Genomic DNA, 16,397 nt, shown 5'->3' on the forward strand with positions numbered 1-16,397 from the left:
GCTGCATGGTGACGCCCGGTCTGTTCTGCCCCATCCCGCCGCGGATCTCCCCGCACGCCGATGACACGCAGGACTGGCTGGCCGAGTGGCTCATCAAGCGCGGGGTGTCTTCGGAGGCCGCCGCGCGGCTGCGGGTCAGCGGCTTCGGGCGTTACGCCGGCCGCCTCTACCCCGACGCCAGCGCCGCCGACCTGCGGCTGCTGACCGCGCTGTTCACCTTCTTCTTTCTGCTCGACGACACCGTCGACGGCAGCGCTACCCCGCCGCTGTCGGTCGTCCGGGCCACCATCGACGGGGTTTACGCGACGCTCGACAGCGACGGGCGACAGCCGGCGCCGGGGCTGAGCTCGCCGATGCGCGCGATGCTGCTCGATTCCTGGCGGGCCATCACCGGGGGGCTCTCGGAGATGTCGGTCGATCGCATCAACGACGCGTTGCGCCACCACCTCGACGGGATCCTGGTCGAGGCGAGCAACAAGTGGGTCGGGCGTAAGCCGGGGGTCGTGGAATACATCCAGCTTCGACGAGCTACGTCGGCCGCTTACGTGTCCTACGCCTTGATCGAGTTCGCCGGTGGTTCGCGGATGCGGATTCCCGAGGCGGTCTATCACCATCCGGTGTTGCGGGAGATCAGCGCGGCTGGGAATGATCTTTTGTCCTGGTTCAATGATCTGCTTTCGCTGGAGCGGGATGAGAGCACCGCTGCCGGGCACAATCTGGTGCTGGCTACCGCTCGGGAGCGGGGGTTGTCCCGGGACGGCGCGATCCATGAGGTGATCGCTCGGTGGCAGGAGCGGATGACCCGGTTCGTGGAGTTGCGCGCGGCCGTGCCGGCGTTCGGCGCCCGCATTGACGCGGCGGTTCGGCGGTATGTGGAAGGGGTCGCTGATTCGGTGCGGGGGACCATCGACTGGTCGCTGGAGTCGCCCCGGTATCCGATGCCTTCGCTTGTCGCTGATTGGGTTGGGGATCGGGCTTCGTAGTTGTTGTTGTTGTTGGGGCTTTGCCCCTCGCCCCCACCGGGGCGCTGCCCCGGACCCCGGCCGCTCTAAAGAGATGCCAGCCCGTGGGGGCGGATCTCCTCGTCGGGCTTCGCTTAGGGCACCAGGATCTCCGGATGGGGACAAGGTCGTTCGTCCAGTAGGGCGCTCCACCTTGTCCCCATCCGGAGATCCTGGTTTGTGGGCTACGCCCGACGAGGAGATCCACCCCTACCCTGCGGGTTGGGTGTGGGTTCTGGTCGAAGCCGCCGCCGCCTGGCGGTCTGTCTGCGCTGGGCGGCGGCGGCCGCCGCTTCAGCGCTCACCACACGGGCTAACGCCGCCACCGCGTCGCAGTGGATGACGAATGGGCGCCCGGCGCGCCGCTTCAGCGCCCAGCACCCGGGGTTAACGCCGCCGCCGGCGTGGCGGTCAAGGACCAATGGGCGGCGCCCGCCCCCACTTCAGCGCCCACCACGCGGATAAACACCGCCGCCGCCTTGCGGCAGCTCACCAATGAGTGGCGCCCGGCGCCACTCATTCCGCGCTATCGCCACCGCCGCGTCGCGGCGGATCACCAACGGCCGGCGCCAGCCGCCACTTGGCCACGCACCCCGCGAGTCAACGCCATCGGCGCCTGGCGGCGGGTGACGAATGGGCGACGCCAGCCGCCACTTCAAGGCCCCACGCGGGTCAACGCCGCCGCCGCGTCGCGGCGGGTCACCAATAGGCGTCGCCTGCCACTTCAACGCCCCCACGCGGGCTAACGCCGCCGCTGCGTCGCGGTCGGTGACCAGATAGGCGGCGCCAGCCGCCACTTCAGCGCCCCGCCGCGCTGATCAACGCAGCCGCCACGTCTCGGCGGGTCACAATTAGCGCTACCCAGCACATCGGCGCCCACCACCCTGGCGAACGCCGCCGCCGCGTCGCGGTCCGTGACCAATGGTCGGCACCAGCCGCGATTTCAACGCCCACCACACGAGCCAACGCGGCCGCCGCGTGCCGGTGGGTGACCCATGGGCGGCACCAGCCGCGACTTCAGCGCCCACCACACGAGCCAACGCAGCCGCCACGTCGCGGCGGGTCACTAATAGGCGCCGCGCCTGCCACTTCAACGCCCCCACCCGGGCTAACGCCGCCGGCCGTGTGGCGGTCGGTGACCAATAGGCGGCGCCAGCCGCCACTTCAGCGCCCCGCCACGCTGACCAACGCAGCCGCCACGTCGCGGCGGTTCACCAATAGGCGCCCCCGGCACTTCGGCGCCGTCGCCCGTTGGTCACCCACCGGCACGCGGCTGGCGTCGTTGGCCCGGGTGGCGGGCCAACCGCCACCCCAGCTCCCACCACACGGGCCAACGACGCCGCGGCGTCGTGGTCGGTGACCAATGGGCAGCCCCCGCCGCCGCTTGAGCGCCGGCCACTCGCTTCGGAGGCTGCCAACGCCGCTGCCACGTCGCGGTCGGTGACCAATAGGCGGCGCCAGCCGCCGCTTCAACGCCGGCCATTCGCTTCGTCGGTGTGTCGCGCTGCGCCGCGCCGACTGTGATGAGATCTAGGAAAATTCTGGTAGCCCTGGCTACCAGAATTTTCCTAGATCTACTGGGTCGGGACGTTGGGCTTGATCGTTTGCACCCGATCTGCATCACCTACGGCTTCCGCCATGATCATGTGTGTCAGGTCGGCACGACACGCCGTGCGGATTGTTGATGAGGTGCACATGATCTTGCGGAGACGTCCGCCGGGTGCTGACCACGTGCAAACGATCACCGGTCACACGTCCACGAGCCGACCCGTGCCCATCACCGGCACCGGCCGAGGCGACCGCGACCGCGACCGCGACCGCGACCGCGACCGCGACCGCGACCGCGACCGCGACCGCGACCGCGACCGAGCAGCAGAAGCGACCCGCTCTAGGCGCGCAACCCCTGGAGGGCGACCAGGTCGAGGAGCGCGAAGACGAAGAGCACTATGCCGATCACGCCGTTTGCCGTGAAGAACGCCCGGTTGACCCGGGACATGTCCGAAGGCTTGACGATGGCGTGCTCGTAGACCAGCACCGCCGCGGTGACCGCGACCCCGGCCGTCCAGAGCCACCCCAGATCCGCCAGCGCCCCGAACCACAGGTAGAACGCGACCGTCACCACGTGCGTCACCGCGGAGATGATCAAGGCGCCGCGGACCCCATGCTTCACCGGGACCGAACCGATGCCGATCCGGCGGTCGGCCTCCAGGTCCTGGACCGCATAAATGCAGTCGAACCCACCGATCCAGGTGCCCACCGCGACGCCGAGCACGAACGCCGGCCAGGACCACGAACCCGTGACGCCGACCCACGCGCCGACCGGGGCCACTGCCTGCGCCGCGGCCAGGAAGAGCTGCGGATAGTTCGTGAAGCGCTTCGCGTAGGAGTAAATGACCAGCAGGAACAGCGCGACCGGCGACAGCACCAGGCACAGCGGGTTGAGTGCGGCCGCGGCCACCTCGAAGACGACCAGCGAGAGCAGCAGGCCGACCCACGCCGTACGCAGGGACACCGCCCCGGTGACGAGTTCGCGGGACGCCGTGCGCGGGTTTTCCCCGTCGATCCGGCGGTCGATGATCCGGTTGGCGGCCATCGCGACCGTGCGGGCCGCCACCATCGCCACGGTGATCAACAGCAGGGTGCCCCACTGGACGCGGCCGCCGTCCAGGCGCATCGCGGCCAGCGCGGCTACGTAGGCGAACGGCAGGGCGAAGATCGAGTGTTCGATCACCACCAGCCGCATGAAGGCCTGGACCCGGTTTGGTGCCGGTGCCGCCATCGCGACCATCAGAGGCCGTACTCCTTCCACCGCTTGTCGACCAGGGCCGTGATCTCCGGCGACATGGCCATCTCGTCTGGCCAACCGCGGGTGTAGCCCTCGGTCGGCAGCTTGCGGGTGGCGTCGACGCCCGCCTTGCCACCCCAGAACTGCTGGTAGGACGCGTGGTCCAGGTGATCGACCGGACCCTGCGTGAGCAGCAGGTCGTGCGCGTAGTCGACGTTGCCGAACGCCCGGAACGCGACCTCGGCGTAATCGTGCACGTCGCAGTCGTCGTCGACGACCACGATCAGTTTGCTGAGCGAGAGCAGGTGGGCGCCCCAGATGGCGTTCATCACCTTCTGCGCGTGCTTCGGGTAGCGCTTGTTGATCGAGACGATCACGCAGTTGTGGAACACCCCGGCGGACGGGAGGTCGTAGTCGATGATGTCGGGGATCAGCAGCTTGAGCAGCGGCAGGAAGATGCGCTCGGTGGCCTTGCCGAGGCCGTGGTCTTCCTGCGGTGGCTTCGACGTGATGATCGAGTGGTAGACCGGATCGCGCTGCATGGTCATGCACTCGACGTGGAGCACCGGGAACGGCTCGACGGGCGTGTAGAAGCCCGTGTGGTCGCCGAACGGGCCCTCGGGCAGCCGCTCGCCCGGCTCGATGTAGCCCTCCAGCACGATCTGCGCCTGTGCCGGCACCTGCAACGGCACGGTCAGGCAGTCGACCATCTCCACCCGCTCGCCACGCAGGAAGCCGGCGAACAGGTATTCGTCGATGTCACCGGGCAGCGGGGCGCTGGCCGCGTAGCTGACCACCGGGTCGGCGCCGATCGCGATGGCCACCGGCAGCCGCTCGCCGCGCCGCTCGGCCACCGCGTGGTGCGCGGTCGAGTCCTTGTGGATCTGCCAGTGCATGCCGAGCGTGTTGTGCGAGTGCTGCTGGAGGCGGTAGAGGCCGAGGTTGCGCTTTCCCGTCTCCGGGTGCTTGGTGTGGGTCAGCCCGAAGTTGTGGAAGATCCCGCCGTCGCCGGGCCAGACCTGTAGGCCGGGCAGCCGGTTGAGGTCGACGTCGGCGCCCTTGAAGACCACCTGCTGGCAGGGCGCTGTCTTGACCTTTTTCGGGGGTACGGACTTGAGCTGCATGACCTTGCCGAGCCCGTCGCGGATCCCCGACCAGCCGACCGGGAGATCGGGCTTGACCAGCGCGCCGATCCGGTCGCCGATCTCGTCGAGCGAGTCGACGCCCAGCGCCATCGCCATCCGCCGCTCGGTGCCGAACAGGTTGACCGTCACCGGCATCTCGCCGCGGGTCGGGCGCTCGAACAGCAGCGCCGGACCGCCGGCCCGGACCGTGCGGGTGACCACCTCGCTGATCTCCAGCGTCGGGTCGACCGGCACACCGACCCGGCGCAGCTCACCGGCGCTCTCGAGAGCGGAGATGAAGTCCTTGAGATCCGGGTACGGGAAGGCACGCGCCATAGGTAGCAGTCTCGCCTATGGCGCGTGCCCCACCTCGTCGGCCCCCAGGCCGGCGCCTCAGAAGGTCAGGCCATCGGCCGAGTTCGGCAGGCCGGCGGCGGAACCGATGAAGACCTCGCTGTCGTCGGCGCCCTCCGGCCGAACCACCCGCCTGGTCACCGCCCCGGTCAGATCGATCACCTCGAGGTGCTCGGCGTCGCGGCTGTCGTAGGTGCTCACCAGCAGGTGCCCCTCGTCAGCCCAACCGATGATCCGGCCGTTGTCGTCGAGCGCGATCCGCTCGCGAACTCCCCCGGTGTCCGGATCGACGACGGCGATCGACAATCCACCGCTGCCGACGAGCGGCCCGCTCAGGGCGAGCTGACCGTCCGGTGAGAAGACCGGTCGGGCACACAGGTCGGGTCCCGGCACCGCGAGAGTGCGCTGTGGCCGCCCCTTCAGATCGAAAAACTGGACCCCGCGCGCCGTGTACGCACTTCCCTCGCTGGGAGAATCCGCGAGCGTCACCGCGAAGCCGTCGCTGTGGGGGGTCCAGGCCATGCCGATGTCGGCGACGGACAGATCGGGCAGTTCCAGCAGCTCACCTCGCAATGTCTCCGTGTCGACCAGGACCGCACCGGGCGGGCCGTTGCGAGGCACGAATCGGAAGAGGATGCGCTGCCCATCAGGTGACCACACGCCGTCGTTGGCGTTGCCGGGGAACCCGTCAATCTTGCTTCCGTCGATCCACCGGACGACGCCGGTCGCCCGATCCATGATGCCCAGCCCGCTCGGGTTGGCGGTGCTGTTGTCGCCGGTGGCGACCAGCACCCGGTCACCGTCGGGCGACGGGATCGCGGTCCGATAAGGAACCCGGCGGTAGGTGCCGGTCTTGCGATCCAGCAGCAACGAGTAGTTGAACGCGGGGCTGCCGTCTTCAACTCCGAGGTCGCGGACGCCGCTGTAGGCCTCGATGACCGACTCACCGGGTCCGCTCGCGACCTGGCTTCCCTGGCCGCCACCGACAGCCACGCCGGCCGCCGCGAGCACGGCGCACAGCACCAGCCCGGCACCCGCTCCGACTTGGACGCGGCGCCGGCGCCGGGCCCCGGCCAGCGCTGCCCGCGCCAGCGCAGGCGGTGGCCCGCCGTCGTCGGCGATCTGCTCGAACGTCTGGCGCAGCGCGCCGGAAAGCTCGTCGTTCATCGCTGTGCTTCCTCCTTGGCGTGGAGTTCCGGTGCGAGCTGGCGCAGCCGGGCCAGCGCCCGCGCCGCCTGGCTGCGGACGGTCGACTCGGCGCACCCGAGGATCAGGGCGATCTCCTCGTCGGGCCGGTCCTCGAAATAGCGCAGCACCAGCACCGCCCGGTGTTTGGGCGCCAGCCGGCCCAGCGCCTGCCGCAGGGCGAGGTGCAGGTCGACGGTGTGCGTCGGATCGTCGGCAGCGGCGGCTTCGGGCAGCACGTCGGTGCTCAGCTCACGATGCCGCCGCAGGCTGCGCCACCAGCTCGTCTGCTGGCGGTAGAGCGCGGTGCGCAGGTAGGCCTCGGGCGCGCCGGAGCGGATCCGCGGCCAGTGCCGGGCGCCCTTGATGAGCACCGTCTGGAGCAGGTCCTCGGCCTGCTGGCGATGCCCGGTCAGCGCCAGCGCGGTGCGGAACAGCGCATGCGACCGGGCCGCGACGAACTCGCTGAACTCCGACTCGAGATCAGCATCCATGCTTGTCCCTCATACCCCTGACAACGCCGGCCACCGGGCCGGCTGCTGCCTGTGGGAGCGGGAAATCTAACGACGGGCCCTCGGCCGGGCGGCCTGACGGATTGCCTCGGCGACGTCGTCGGCCCGGGTGTGCTGGCCGCGCCAGTTGGCCAGGTTGGACTTCTGCACGGCCCACGCGGTGACCGCCCGCCCGGCGCGGGTCTCGATCCGCACGCCGCCGTAGCCGGTCTTGGCGTCGGTGATCTCGGCGATCGGCACACGCAGGGTACGCAGCGGGTTGCGTACGTCCACATCGGTCTCGGTCAGCGTCACGGCCGGCCGCAGCGTCAGGACCAGCGGCGCGACGACCAGCGCCACCCCGAGCAGCAGGCCGTAGGCGAGGCCCAACTCCATCCCGTCACGCGCGATGGCCAGCAGCGCGCGAACGACGACCACCAGCCCGAAGGCCGTGCCTACGAGCCCGGCCACCCGACCGGCCGTCGATACCCGCCACGTCTGTCGCATCGGGACAGGATAGTGATGGGCGTCAGGCCGGCGACAGGTAGAACCCGGCCTGATCCACGATCACGTCGACGGTGCTTCCACCGTTGTTGTAGACCAGGAACGAGTCCTGGCCGAGGCCGACGGTGACCAGGTTGGCCACGGTCTGCCCCTTGGTGAAGTTGAGCGCCGACACGACGGGGCGAGGTTGGCCGAACGGGTAGACCGACAGATACCCGTCGGACTTCGCGTTGGTCACGGTCAGGTTCGCCACGATGGCCGTGCGGGGGCACGGTGCCGAGCCGCACACGCTGGCGTTGACCGTGACGCGCACCGTCTTGCCGGGGCCGACCGGGGTGGCCGTGGTGCGGGTGTCGAGGATCCGCGTCGGGGAGGTCGGCAGGTAGGTGTCAGTGGCACCGGGCGCAAACCAACTGGACAGATCGGCGAGGAGGTGTACGGTCCCCGCGCCACCGAACGCGAACGCCACCTTGCCGTCGACGACCGGCGCGATCACCATGTTGTTCACGGTCTGGTCGGCGAGGAAGTTGACGTTCGACGTCGTCGGCACCGCCGCCCCGGGCGGAAACACGGTGATGTGGCCGCTCGTGGTCGGCTTCGTGACGGTCAGGTTGAGCACGGCCGCGGTCGTGCCCGCCGGCACCTTTGCCGACAGGTCGACGGTCACCTTCCCGTTAGGACCGATTGGCGTCGTGCCCGGCACGCCGATCGCCGCGCGGGTGTCGAGGACCCGCACCGGGCTCGCAGAGGTCAGCCCGGACCCGGTGTTGGCGTAGTAGCCGGCGATGTCGGCAACCACGTGGGTGGTGCCCGCACTGGCATTGGACAGGTACAACCCGTTGGGCCCGTTGCGCACGGTCACCAGGTTGGCGACCGTCTGCTTGGCCAGGAAGTTGATGCTCGACGTGGTCGGCTGGCTGTCGTCGTCTGGGTAGACCTTCAGGTAGCCGTTGGCGGTGGGCTGGGTCACGGTCACGTTGAGGACGACGGCCGCCGCCGTCCGCATCGACGCAGGCACCGAAAGGTGCAGATCAGCGCCCGGTTCCAGCGGTGCGCCGCTCGGCGCGCCGAGGCCGGAGCGGGTGTCGAGCACCCGCTGCGGCGGCACCGGGGTGAACGAGGCGCCCAGCACGACACACGGCGACGCCTGGTGTGCCAGGACGGCGCCGCGGAACCCGTCGTTGCTGACCTTGATGTCGACGCATGCGGGCCCGGCCTTCGGGAACGTGAACCGCGCGCTGCCGGTGTGGCCGACGACCGGCCACTGGCCCGGAATCGCGAAGCTGAACGCGCCCGCCGGCCCGTCCGTCCGCCACGGATAGGTGGCGGTCGCGGTGGCGATCGCCTCGAGGCTGCCGCCGCCGGGCGCCCGCGCGATCGCCGAGGTGACCGTCGGAGCGGGAAGCAGTTCGGTCGCGCCACGATCGACGTAGCCACCACCCACGTTGGGTGCGTCCGGGTTGTCGGCGTGCGGGTTGCCGCGCAGGTCCTGGCTCCGCACTCCCGGCGCGTCCGGTAGCGCCGAGTCGATCGCCGGCGAGTCGGCCCGCACGCTCCATCCGGCCCGGTCGCCGTCGGTGTTGGTCAGCAATGGGTCGGCCGCGATGTCGTGCGTTGCCTGCCCGGTCGCGGCCGCGAGTGCGGCCGGGTTCGGATAGGTGGTGCCGCCCCACGCGTAGAGCGATCCGCCGTGCACCGGGTCGACCAGGTTGTAGTCGACGTGGCTGTCGGTCGTCGCCGCTCCGTCGACGGTCAACGGCGTCGCGGCCGCCGACGACTGCCCGGACCCGGCCGTGCAACCACCGGGCAGCGTGGGCCGGTTGGTCCGCAGGATCGAGTTGAAGAGGCTGAATCCCGCCGAGGCGCCCTTCACCGCGACGCCGACCAGACAGTCGGTCACGATCGTGTTGTTGGTGAGGGTGGTCCGTGGTGCGTCTTCGACGGTGACCGCCGAGGGCGTAGTGCTCGGCTGCGTCTGTGCGTAAACGCTGTTGCCCGTGAGCAGGGTGTCGGTGGCGCCGGAGTGCACAGCGAACACCGGCCCGTTGCCGCTCCGGGCGACCATGTCGCGCACGGTGACGCCGTGCGAGTCACCTTTGATCTCGAGGGCCGCGGCCCGTGAGGCGCTGACCCACCCGTCTGCGATCGTGACGTCGCTCGAGTCTTCGACCACCACGGCGGGCTTGAGCACAGTCATGCCGATGTCGAGTCCGTCGATGACGACGTCGTGCACGCCGGAGAGAAGAAATGCCGGCCCCGCCTCGGCGCCTCGCACGGTGGTCCGCTGGCCCGTCGCCGGCATCGCCGTGATCGTGATCGGCTTGCCCGGCTGGCCGGACCTCGTCACCACCACGGACTCGTCGTAGGTGTCCGGCCACACCTCGACGGTCTGGCCCGGCTGCGCTGCCTGCACCGCCTTGGTGATCGAGCAGTAGCTTCCGGAGGAGCCGTCTGGCGTCCCGTTGCACGGCTGCGACACGCGGATCGGCGGCAGCGGATCATCCGCCGCCGCGGCGCTTCCGCCGACGGCCGACAGGCCAGCCGTCACCAACACACCGACACACAGCAGCGCCAGGCCGCGGCCAACCCGCATCGCACAACCCCCGTCAGAACATGATCATCTGGAGACTAGCGAGTCGGTCGATCTTGGGCTATGGCCGATCGGTCAGAGGCCGCCGTACGAGTGCAGGCCCGTGAAGAAGATGTTCACGCCGAACAGGTTCATCAGCATCGTCAGGAAGCCCAGCACGGCGATCCAGGTGGCCGTCGTCTTCTTGACGCTGGGCGTGGCCCGGGCGTGCAGGTAGCCGGCGTAGACGATCCAGGAGATGAACGCCCACACCTCTTTGGGGTCCCAGCCCCAGTAGCGGCCCCACGCCGACTCCGCCCAGATCGGGCCGGCGATCAGCGCGCCGAAGGTCCAGATCGGGAACGCGAACGCGTGCAGGCGGAACGACAGGCGCTCGAGGACGTCGGCGGCGGGAAGGCGGTCGCCGAGGCTGAACGGGAAGCCGTTGCGGCCCTTGTCGTAGCCGGATTTGATCAGGAAGAGGCTGGCCGGCACGAAGCCGATCAGGAAGACGCCCGACGAGATGGCGATGGCGGTCACGTGGATCGCCAGCCAGTAGGAGTCGAGCGCCGGCACCAGCGGCCCGACCGGCACGTAGAGGATCAGGCCGGCGACGCCGAGCAGGACCACCTGGGTCAGCGCGACGTAGAGGCCGAGGTGGCGCAGCGCCGGGCGGCGGACCATCACGATGATCCAGGCCACGGCGGCGACCGAGGTGGCCGCGAGGACGTACTCGTACATGTTGCCCCAGGGCAGCCGGTGCCCGGCGACGCCGCGGCTGATCAGGGAGCTGATCTGGGCGACGGCCGCGAGCACCAGAAAACCGGCGGCGATGCGGCCGGCCCAGGAGGTGCGTCGGGGAGCGGGCGGCGGCGAAACCTCTTCGATCGGCGAAACCACCGCGACCGGCGGCCCGCCCGCGCCGACGAGTTCACGTTCAGCGACCCGGGCGACCACGCCCTTGTCGCCGAAGGCGTAGACGGCCGCGTAACCGATCATCGCGGCCAGGTAGCCGAGCATGGCCACCACCAGTAGGGCGTCCGACAAGGCGGCCATCAGGTCTTCTCTCTCACGGCGGCGACGGTCGAAGCGAACTCCTCGGCGAAGCCGGGGTAGTCGGTGCGCGGTAGGCCACCGGCCTCGAGCAATCTACTACTGGATGTCGGAGACGGGGAAGCCAACCGGAAGAAGATCCGCCGGCGCTTGCCGAACAGCGAGCCCATCAGACCGACCAGCGCGCACACCGCCGCGACCAGAGCGATGTCCTGGCCGGGGTCGTGTCGCACGGACAGCGTCACGTATTTCTTCGTCCCGACGAACTGGACGGACGAACCGTCGTCGAGCGTCCAGGTCTCGCCGGGCTTGAGCAGCTTGCCCTCGCCGACCTGCTTGAGCCGGCCGGCGTCGATCTGGTTCTGGTCGAGGTGGTAGACCGAACTCGGGATGCCCGCATCGAGGCCGAGGTTGCCGCGATAGGCCGTGAGCAGCAGGCCAGGGTTGTTCTCCGCGGGGAACTCGGAGCGCAGATAGGGCGGCTGCTTCGGCGCGGTCGGCATGTAGAGGCCGTCGAAGCCCATCTGCAACGACGAGTCACGCTTGCCGGTCTTCGGGTCGATGTTGGCGTCGGGGAAAGAGATCGCGCCGGAACTGGTCTGCATCCCGTCTTCCGACAGGAACGGACCCTCCTTGGTCTGCGTCTTCCCGAACCGGTCGGTGTAGCGCAGGATCGGCGCGTAGCCGTGGCCGAGCAGGTAGATCGAAGCCCCGCCGAGCCGCAGCGGGTCGTTGACGGAGAAGTCGGCGGTGCGGGTCGGCCCGTCGCCCTCGACGGTCACCGTCGCCTTGAACTGCTTGGGCTGCCCGCTGGTCTGGAACGTCGCCTCGAACTGGTCGAGGGTCACGCAGAACGGCGGCAGCTTGCTCTCGTCGACCCGCGGGCCGAGCTTGGACTCGTCGTATTGCTGGAGGCTGTTGCAGAACCCCGAGTCCGGGCCGGTGACCAGGATCCGGTTGCCGTGCCAGCCATACCAGGAGCCGAGCGCGACCGCGACCAGCACCGCCATCAGCGAGAGGTGGAAGACCAGGTTGCCGGTCTCCTTGAGATAGCCCTTCTCCGCCGACACCGTGTCGCCGCGCACGACCACCCGCCAGCGCCGCTTGCGCAGCGTGGCCGCGACCGCCTTCAGGTCACCGTCGTGGTCGTCGACCGTCGCGTGTTGCGGCAACCGGTCGAGCCGGGCCGGCGCGTTGGGTGGCACCGACCGGATCGCGCGGTAATGGTCGCGCAGCCGCGGCACCACACAGCCGATCAGCGAGGTGAACAGCAGCAGGTAGATCGCGGCGAACCAGGGCGAGCCGAAGACGTTGAACCCGTCGACCTTCTCGATCCACGGCGCCAGCGTCGGGTGGGCGCGGTAGTAGGCCTGGACCTTCTCGATGCCGACGTTGGTCTGCGGCAGGATCGAGCCCGGAATCGACGCGACGGCGAGCAGGAAGAGCAACACCAACGCCGTACGCATGCTGGTGAGTTGTCGCCAGGCGTTGCGGCCGACGGCGACGAGCCAGTTGCCCCAGCCGGGCGGGCGGGGCGGCGGCGCGGCCGGCGGCGCGGGTCGGGTGTCGGTCGCGGTCATCAGATGCCGATGCTTCCGGGGCCGATGCTGCTCTGCAGCCAGATCAGGAAGCTGTTCCAGCCGCCGGTGACCAGCGCGAGCCCCATCAGCATGAGCAGGCCGGCGCCGATCCGGGTGACCCACTGGCTGTTGCGCCGGATCGCCTTGAACAGCCCGAGCAGCCGGGTGAAGAACACCCCGAAGATCACGAACGGAATGCCCAACCCGAGGCAGTACGCCACGGCGAGCACCACCGCCCGGTCAGCCTTGCCGGCCGTGCTGGCCAGCAGCAGCACCGACCCCATGGTCGGGCCGACGCAGGGCACCCAGGACAGCGCGAACACGGCACCGAAGACCGGCGCGGCGAGCAGGCCGGCCCTGGGCAGCGCCTGGATTCGCACCTCGCGCTGTAGGCCCGGGATCACGCCGAGGAACGCCAGCGCGAGCACGATGATCAGCGAGCCGACCACGATCTCCAGCAGCCGGCGGTGCTCGACCATCACCCAGCCGACCCGCGAAACGAGCACGGCGACCAGCACGAAGACCGTGGTGAAGCCGACGACGAAGAGCATCGTGCCGGCCAGCACCCGGCTGCGCTCGCGGACCTTGCGCTCGAGTTCCGAGCCGGCCAGGCCCGTGACGTAGGACAGGTAGCCGGGCACCAGCGGCAGCACGCATGGCGACAGGAAGCTGACCAGGCCGGCCAGCGCGGCGCCGCCGATCGCGAACGCCAGCGGGCCGCTGGTCGCCAGGTCGCCGAACGTGCTCCCCATCAGGACGCCTCGGCCGCGACCCGCTCGACGATCGGCTGCAACTGCTCCTGGGTGACCCCGCGGCGGATCACGTAGGCGATGTCGCCGGCCCGGTCGACGATGATGGTCGCCGGGATCGAGTTGGGCGGGATCTCGAAGCCGAGCGCCAACTTGCTCGACGGGTCGAAGATGCTCGGGTAGGTCACCTGCTGGTTGTGGAAGGCCAGCGCGGCGTCGCGGCCGTCGCGGATGTTGATGCCGAGGAAGTCGACGCCCTTGGCCTTCGTGGCCTCGTAGGTGTGCTCCAGGTCGTCGATCTCGGCCCGGCAGGGCGCGCACCAGGAACCCCAGAAGTTGACCACCAGGACCTTGCCGGCGTCGGCGGCCGTGTCGTAGCGGCCGCCCTCGAGCAGGTCACCGGCGACGTCCGGCGCGGCCGGCCGCTTACCCGCGGCGCACTCGATGAAGCCCTCGCTCGACGTCTGGCACAGGTCTTTCCAGCTGTCGCCGCCGCGGCCGGCCACCACGTAGACGAGCGCGGCCACCGCGACCGCGGCGACCACCAGGCCGACAAGCAGACCACGACGGCGCATGTCAGGCGCCCTTGGCGTTCCGGGCGTTGGGTGAGAGCGCGACGAGATGGGCTGCCGGCTCGGAATAGCCGATGCCGACCACTTTGGCGCCGTCGAAGTGGAACGAGGTCAGGCTGCACAGTCCACATTGGCGCTTGCGCGGGTCGTGCCAGAGGCGCTTGTGCTCGACGTAGCGGCGCAGCGTCCAGATCGGGAGTTGGTGTGAGATGCAGACCGCCTCGTGGCCTTCGGCGGCCACCCGCGCGGCGTGCACGGCGGCGAACATCCGCTCGGCGATCGCCCGGTAGGCCTCGCCCCACGACGGCGTCAGCGGGTCGCGCAGCACCCACCAGTTGCGCGGGTCGCGGAACGAGCCGTCGCCCGGCGAGACCCGCTTGCCCTCGAACCAGTTGGCGCTCTCGATCAGCCGCTCGTCGACCCCGACCGGGAGACCGAACTGGGCCGCGATCGGTTCGGCGGTCTCCTGGGCGCGCTCCAGCGGGCTGGCCACGACGTGCGTGACGTCACGGTCGGCGAGCGCCTGCGCGGCCGCCTTGGCCATCTGGGTGCCGAGTTCGCTGAGTTTGAAGCCGGGCAGCCGCCCGTACAACACCTTGCCGGGGTTGTGCACCTCGCCGTGCCGAAGCACGTGCACCACCGTCGTCGTCAACTCGCGCCCCCCGCAGCAGCCGCCGCTCGCGCCGCGCCCGGCAGGGCCGCGGCCAACACCTCGAGGGCGGCGTCGTCGATCGCCGCCGACACGAACCAGGCCTCGAACGCACTCGGCGGCAGGTAGACACCGGCGTCGAGCATCGCGTGGAAGAACGCCTTGAACGCGGCCACGTTCTGGGCGCGCGCGCCGTCGAAGTCGACCACGTCCGCGTCGGTGAAGAAGATCGAGAACATGTTGCCGGCGTACGAGAGCCGGTGCGGAACACCCGCGCCGGCGAGCGCCTCGCTGGCCATCTTGCTGACCGTGGTCGAGGTCTCGTCGAGCCGGCGGTAGACCGCGTCGTCGGCGAGCCGCAGCGACGCGAGGCCGGCCGCGCAGGCCAGCGGGTTTCCGGAGAGGGTGCCGGCCTGGTAGACCGGCCCGGCCGGGGCGAGCTTGCCCATGATCTCGGCGGAGCCGCCGAACGCCGCCGCCGGCAGCCCGCCGCCCATCACCTTGCCGTAGGTGTAAAGGTCGGCGCCGGTCTCCTCGATGCCGGCCCAACCGGAGCGCGACACCCGGAAGCCGGTCATCACCTCGTCGACGATGAACAGCGCGCCGTGTGCGTGTGCGATCCGGGCGACGCCCGCGTTGAAGCCCTCGCGCGGCGCGATCACGCCCATATTGCCGGGCGCGGCCTCGGTGATCACGGCGGCGATCTCGGCGCCGTCGGCCGCGAAGGCCGCCTCGACCGCGGCGAGGTCGTTGTAGGGCAGCACGATCGTGTCGGCCGCCGCCGCGCCGGTGACGCCGGGCGAGTCGGGCAGGCCGAACGTGACGACTCCGGAACCGGCCGACGCGAGCAGTGAGTCGACGTGGCCGTGGTAGCAGCCGGCGAACTTCACGATCTTCGACCGGCCGGTGTAGCCGCGGGCCAGCCGGATCGCCGACATCGTCGCCTCGGTGCCCGAGTTGACCAGGCGCACCTGCTCGATCGGGGTGCGCGCGACCATCTCGGCGGCCAGGTCGACCTCGCCCGGTGTCGGCGTGCCGAAACTGGTGCCACGGGTGGCGGCCGCGGTGACGGCCTCGACGATGACCGGGTGCGCGTGCCCGTGGATCAGCGGACCCCACGAGCAGACCAGGTCGAGATAGCGCCGGTCGTCGGCGTCGAAGAGCCAGGGGCCCTGGCCCCGGACCATGAAGCGCGGGGTGCCGCCGACCGCACGGAACGCGCGCACCGGCGAGTTGACCCCGCCCGGCGTGAGCTCACGGGCGCGGCTGAACAAGGCCTCGGATGCCGGCGCGTCGGATGGGTACCGACCGGGGCCGGCCGAATTTGTTTCGGTCACGGTGCAGCCATTCTGACAGCGTGTAGGAGATGGCGGGCAGGCACCCCTGGCCCGCCAGCGGGCGACGCTCGACGGGCCGGTCCTGGGAGATCGCGATAGGCTGCTCGCGTGGAACGTCCGGAACTGTCGATCACCGTGCGGCGCACGCCTGAAGAGGTCGTGCTGAGTCTCGCCGGCGAGATTGACATGCTCACCGGCACCCGGCTCGCCAACGCGGTGACCGAGGTGCTGGCCGAGCCGCCGCCGCGGGTCACCCTCGATCTCGCCGGCGTCACGTTCTGTGACTCTACGGGCCTCGGCACGCTCGTCGTGCTCAGTCGCAAGGTGAGCCACGCGCAGAGCGTGTTGGTGCTGACCAACGTCGGCGACTTCCTGATGCGAGTGCTCGACATCACCGGCCTCCGCTCGGCCCTGATGGTCAAGAACAGCGAGCCCTCGTCTTAG

General features: G+C 70.1%; 14 protein-coding genes. 2 read left to right on the forward strand and 12 right to left on the reverse strand.

Translation table 11 applies throughout. The features are described from left to right. Positions 1-5 precede the first annotated feature (5 nt). Complete coding sequence (locus DFJ67_RS08770) at positions 6-983, forward strand: terpene synthase family protein (RefSeq protein ID WP_116067420.1); 978 nt, start codon at positions 6-8, stop codon at positions 981-983. Positions 984-2,889: 1,906 nt separating this feature from the next. Here the strand turns inward: DFJ67_RS08770 and mqnP are convergent. The 12 genes from mqnP to hemL form a co-directional block, all read right to left on the reverse strand. Beyond that, a complete protein-coding gene (gene mqnP, locus DFJ67_RS08780) occupies positions 2,890-3,789 on the reverse strand; it encodes a menaquinone biosynthesis prenyltransferase MqnP (protein WP_116067422.1) in 900 nt (299 codons plus the stop codon). Beyond that, complete coding sequence (locus tag DFJ67_RS08785) at positions 3,789-5,246, reverse strand: menaquinone biosynthesis decarboxylase (RefSeq protein ID WP_116067423.1); 1,458 nt, start codon at positions 5,244-5,246, stop codon at positions 3,789-3,791. Before DFJ67_RS08785 ends, mqnP begins: the two co-directional genes overlap by 1 nt. 57 nt (positions 5,247-5,303) lie before the next feature. After that, entirely contained in the window at positions 5,304-6,431 is a 1,128-nt protein-coding gene (locus tag DFJ67_RS08790) for a TolB-like translocation protein (RefSeq protein WP_116067424.1), read from the reverse strand. Next, positions 6,428-6,943 carry a SigE family RNA polymerase sigma factor gene (locus DFJ67_RS08795; protein ID WP_116067425.1) on the reverse strand — a complete coding sequence of 172 codons (516 nt, stop codon included), beginning with the start codon at positions 6,941-6,943 and terminating at the stop codon, positions 6,428-6,430. The genes DFJ67_RS08790 and DFJ67_RS08795 overlap by 4 nt, the downstream gene beginning before the upstream one ends. A gap of 66 nt (positions 6,944-7,009) precedes the next feature. After that, a complete protein-coding gene (locus DFJ67_RS08800; protein WP_116067426.1) occupies positions 7,010-7,447 on the reverse strand; it encodes a PH domain-containing protein in 438 nt (145 codons plus the stop codon). A 22-nt stretch (positions 7,448-7,469) separates the two neighbouring features. Next, positions 7,470-10,037 carry a right-handed parallel beta-helix repeat-containing protein gene (locus DFJ67_RS08805; RefSeq protein ID WP_116067427.1) on the reverse strand — a complete coding sequence of 856 codons (2,568 nt, stop codon included), beginning with the start codon at positions 10,035-10,037 and terminating at the stop codon, positions 7,470-7,472. A gap of 72 nt (positions 10,038-10,109) precedes the next feature. Further along, positions 10,110-11,069: a c-type cytochrome biogenesis protein CcsB gene (gene ccsB / locus DFJ67_RS08810; protein WP_116067428.1), complete on the reverse strand. Its 960-nt coding sequence runs from the start codon at positions 11,067-11,069 to the stop codon at positions 10,110-10,112. Then, positions 11,069-12,646 (reverse strand): cytochrome c biogenesis protein ResB, encoded by a 1,578-nt coding sequence (gene resB / locus DFJ67_RS08815; RefSeq protein ID WP_116067429.1) that lies wholly within the window; start codon positions 12,644-12,646, stop codon positions 11,069-11,071. The genes ccsB and resB overlap by 1 nt, the downstream gene beginning before the upstream one ends. Further along, positions 12,646-13,398 carry a cytochrome c biogenesis CcdA family protein gene (locus DFJ67_RS08820; RefSeq protein ID WP_116067430.1) on the reverse strand — a complete coding sequence of 251 codons (753 nt, stop codon included), beginning with the start codon at positions 13,396-13,398 and terminating at the stop codon, positions 12,646-12,648. Before DFJ67_RS08820 ends, resB begins: the two co-directional genes overlap by 1 nt. Then, positions 13,398-13,970, reverse strand: coding sequence for a TlpA family protein disulfide reductase (locus tag DFJ67_RS08825; protein WP_116067431.1), 573 nt, complete (start codon positions 13,968-13,970; stop codon positions 13,398-13,400). Before DFJ67_RS08825 ends, DFJ67_RS08820 begins: the two co-directional genes overlap by 1 nt. 1 nt (position 13,971) lies before the next feature. Further along, positions 13,972-14,619 carry a histidine phosphatase family protein gene (locus tag DFJ67_RS08830; protein ID WP_116067432.1) on the reverse strand — a complete coding sequence of 216 codons (648 nt, stop codon included), beginning with the start codon at positions 14,617-14,619 and terminating at the stop codon, positions 13,972-13,974. Continuing rightward, the gene (hemL, locus tag DFJ67_RS08835; RefSeq protein ID WP_116067433.1) at positions 14,616-15,953 is read right to left on the reverse strand and encodes a glutamate-1-semialdehyde 2,1-aminomutase; all 1,338 of its coding nucleotides are present in this window, start codon (positions 15,951-15,953) and stop codon (positions 14,616-14,618) included. The genes DFJ67_RS08830 and hemL overlap by 4 nt, the downstream gene beginning before the upstream one ends. A 108-nt stretch (positions 15,954-16,061) precedes the next feature. Here hemL and DFJ67_RS08840 point away from each other — a divergent pair, with 108 nt between their 5' ends. Next, entirely contained in the window at positions 16,062-16,397 is a 336-nt protein-coding gene (locus DFJ67_RS08840; RefSeq protein WP_116067434.1) for an STAS domain-containing protein, read from the forward strand.

It is taken from the genome of Asanoa ferruginea (genome assembly GCF_003387075.1).
Classification (GTDB): Bacteria; Actinomycetota; Actinomycetes; order Mycobacteriales; family Micromonosporaceae; genus Asanoa; species Asanoa ferruginea.

Coding starts and splice junctions, on each gene's coding strand:
- DFJ67_RS08770 (WP_116067420.1), top strand. CDS start 6: ATGGTGACGCCCGGTCTGTTCTGCCCCATCCCGCCGCGGATCTCCCCG.
- mqnP (WP_116067422.1), bottom strand. CDS start 3,789: ATGGTCGCGATGGCGGCACCGGCACCAAACCGGGTCCAGGCCTTCATG.
- DFJ67_RS08785 (WP_116067423.1), bottom strand. CDS start 5,246: ATGGCGCGTGCCTTCCCGTACCCGGATCTCAAGGACTTCATCTCCGCT.
- DFJ67_RS08790 (WP_116067424.1), bottom strand. CDS start 6,431: ATGAACGACGAGCTTTCCGGCGCGCTGCGCCAGACGTTCGAGCAGATC.
- DFJ67_RS08795 (WP_116067425.1), bottom strand. CDS start 6,943: ATGGATGCTGATCTCGAGTCGGAGTTCAGCGAGTTCGTCGCGGCCCGG.
- DFJ67_RS08800 (WP_116067426.1), bottom strand. CDS start 7,447: ATGCGACAGACGTGGCGGGTATCGACGGCCGGTCGGGTGGCCGGGCTC.
- DFJ67_RS08805 (WP_116067427.1), bottom strand. CDS start 10,037: ATGCGGGTTGGCCGCGGCCTGGCGCTGCTGTGTGTCGGTGTGTTGGTG.
- ccsB (WP_116067428.1), bottom strand. CDS start 11,069: ATGGCCGCCTTGTCGGACGCCCTACTGGTGGTGGCCATGCTCGGCTAC.
- resB (WP_116067429.1), bottom strand. CDS start 12,646: ATGACCGCGACCGACACCCGACCCGCGCCGCCGGCCGCGCCGCCGCCC.
- DFJ67_RS08820 (WP_116067430.1), bottom strand. CDS start 13,398: ATGGGGAGCACGTTCGGCGACCTGGCGACCAGCGGCCCGCTGGCGTTC.
- DFJ67_RS08825 (WP_116067431.1), bottom strand. CDS start 13,970: ATGCGCCGTCGTGGTCTGCTTGTCGGCCTGGTGGTCGCCGCGGTCGCG.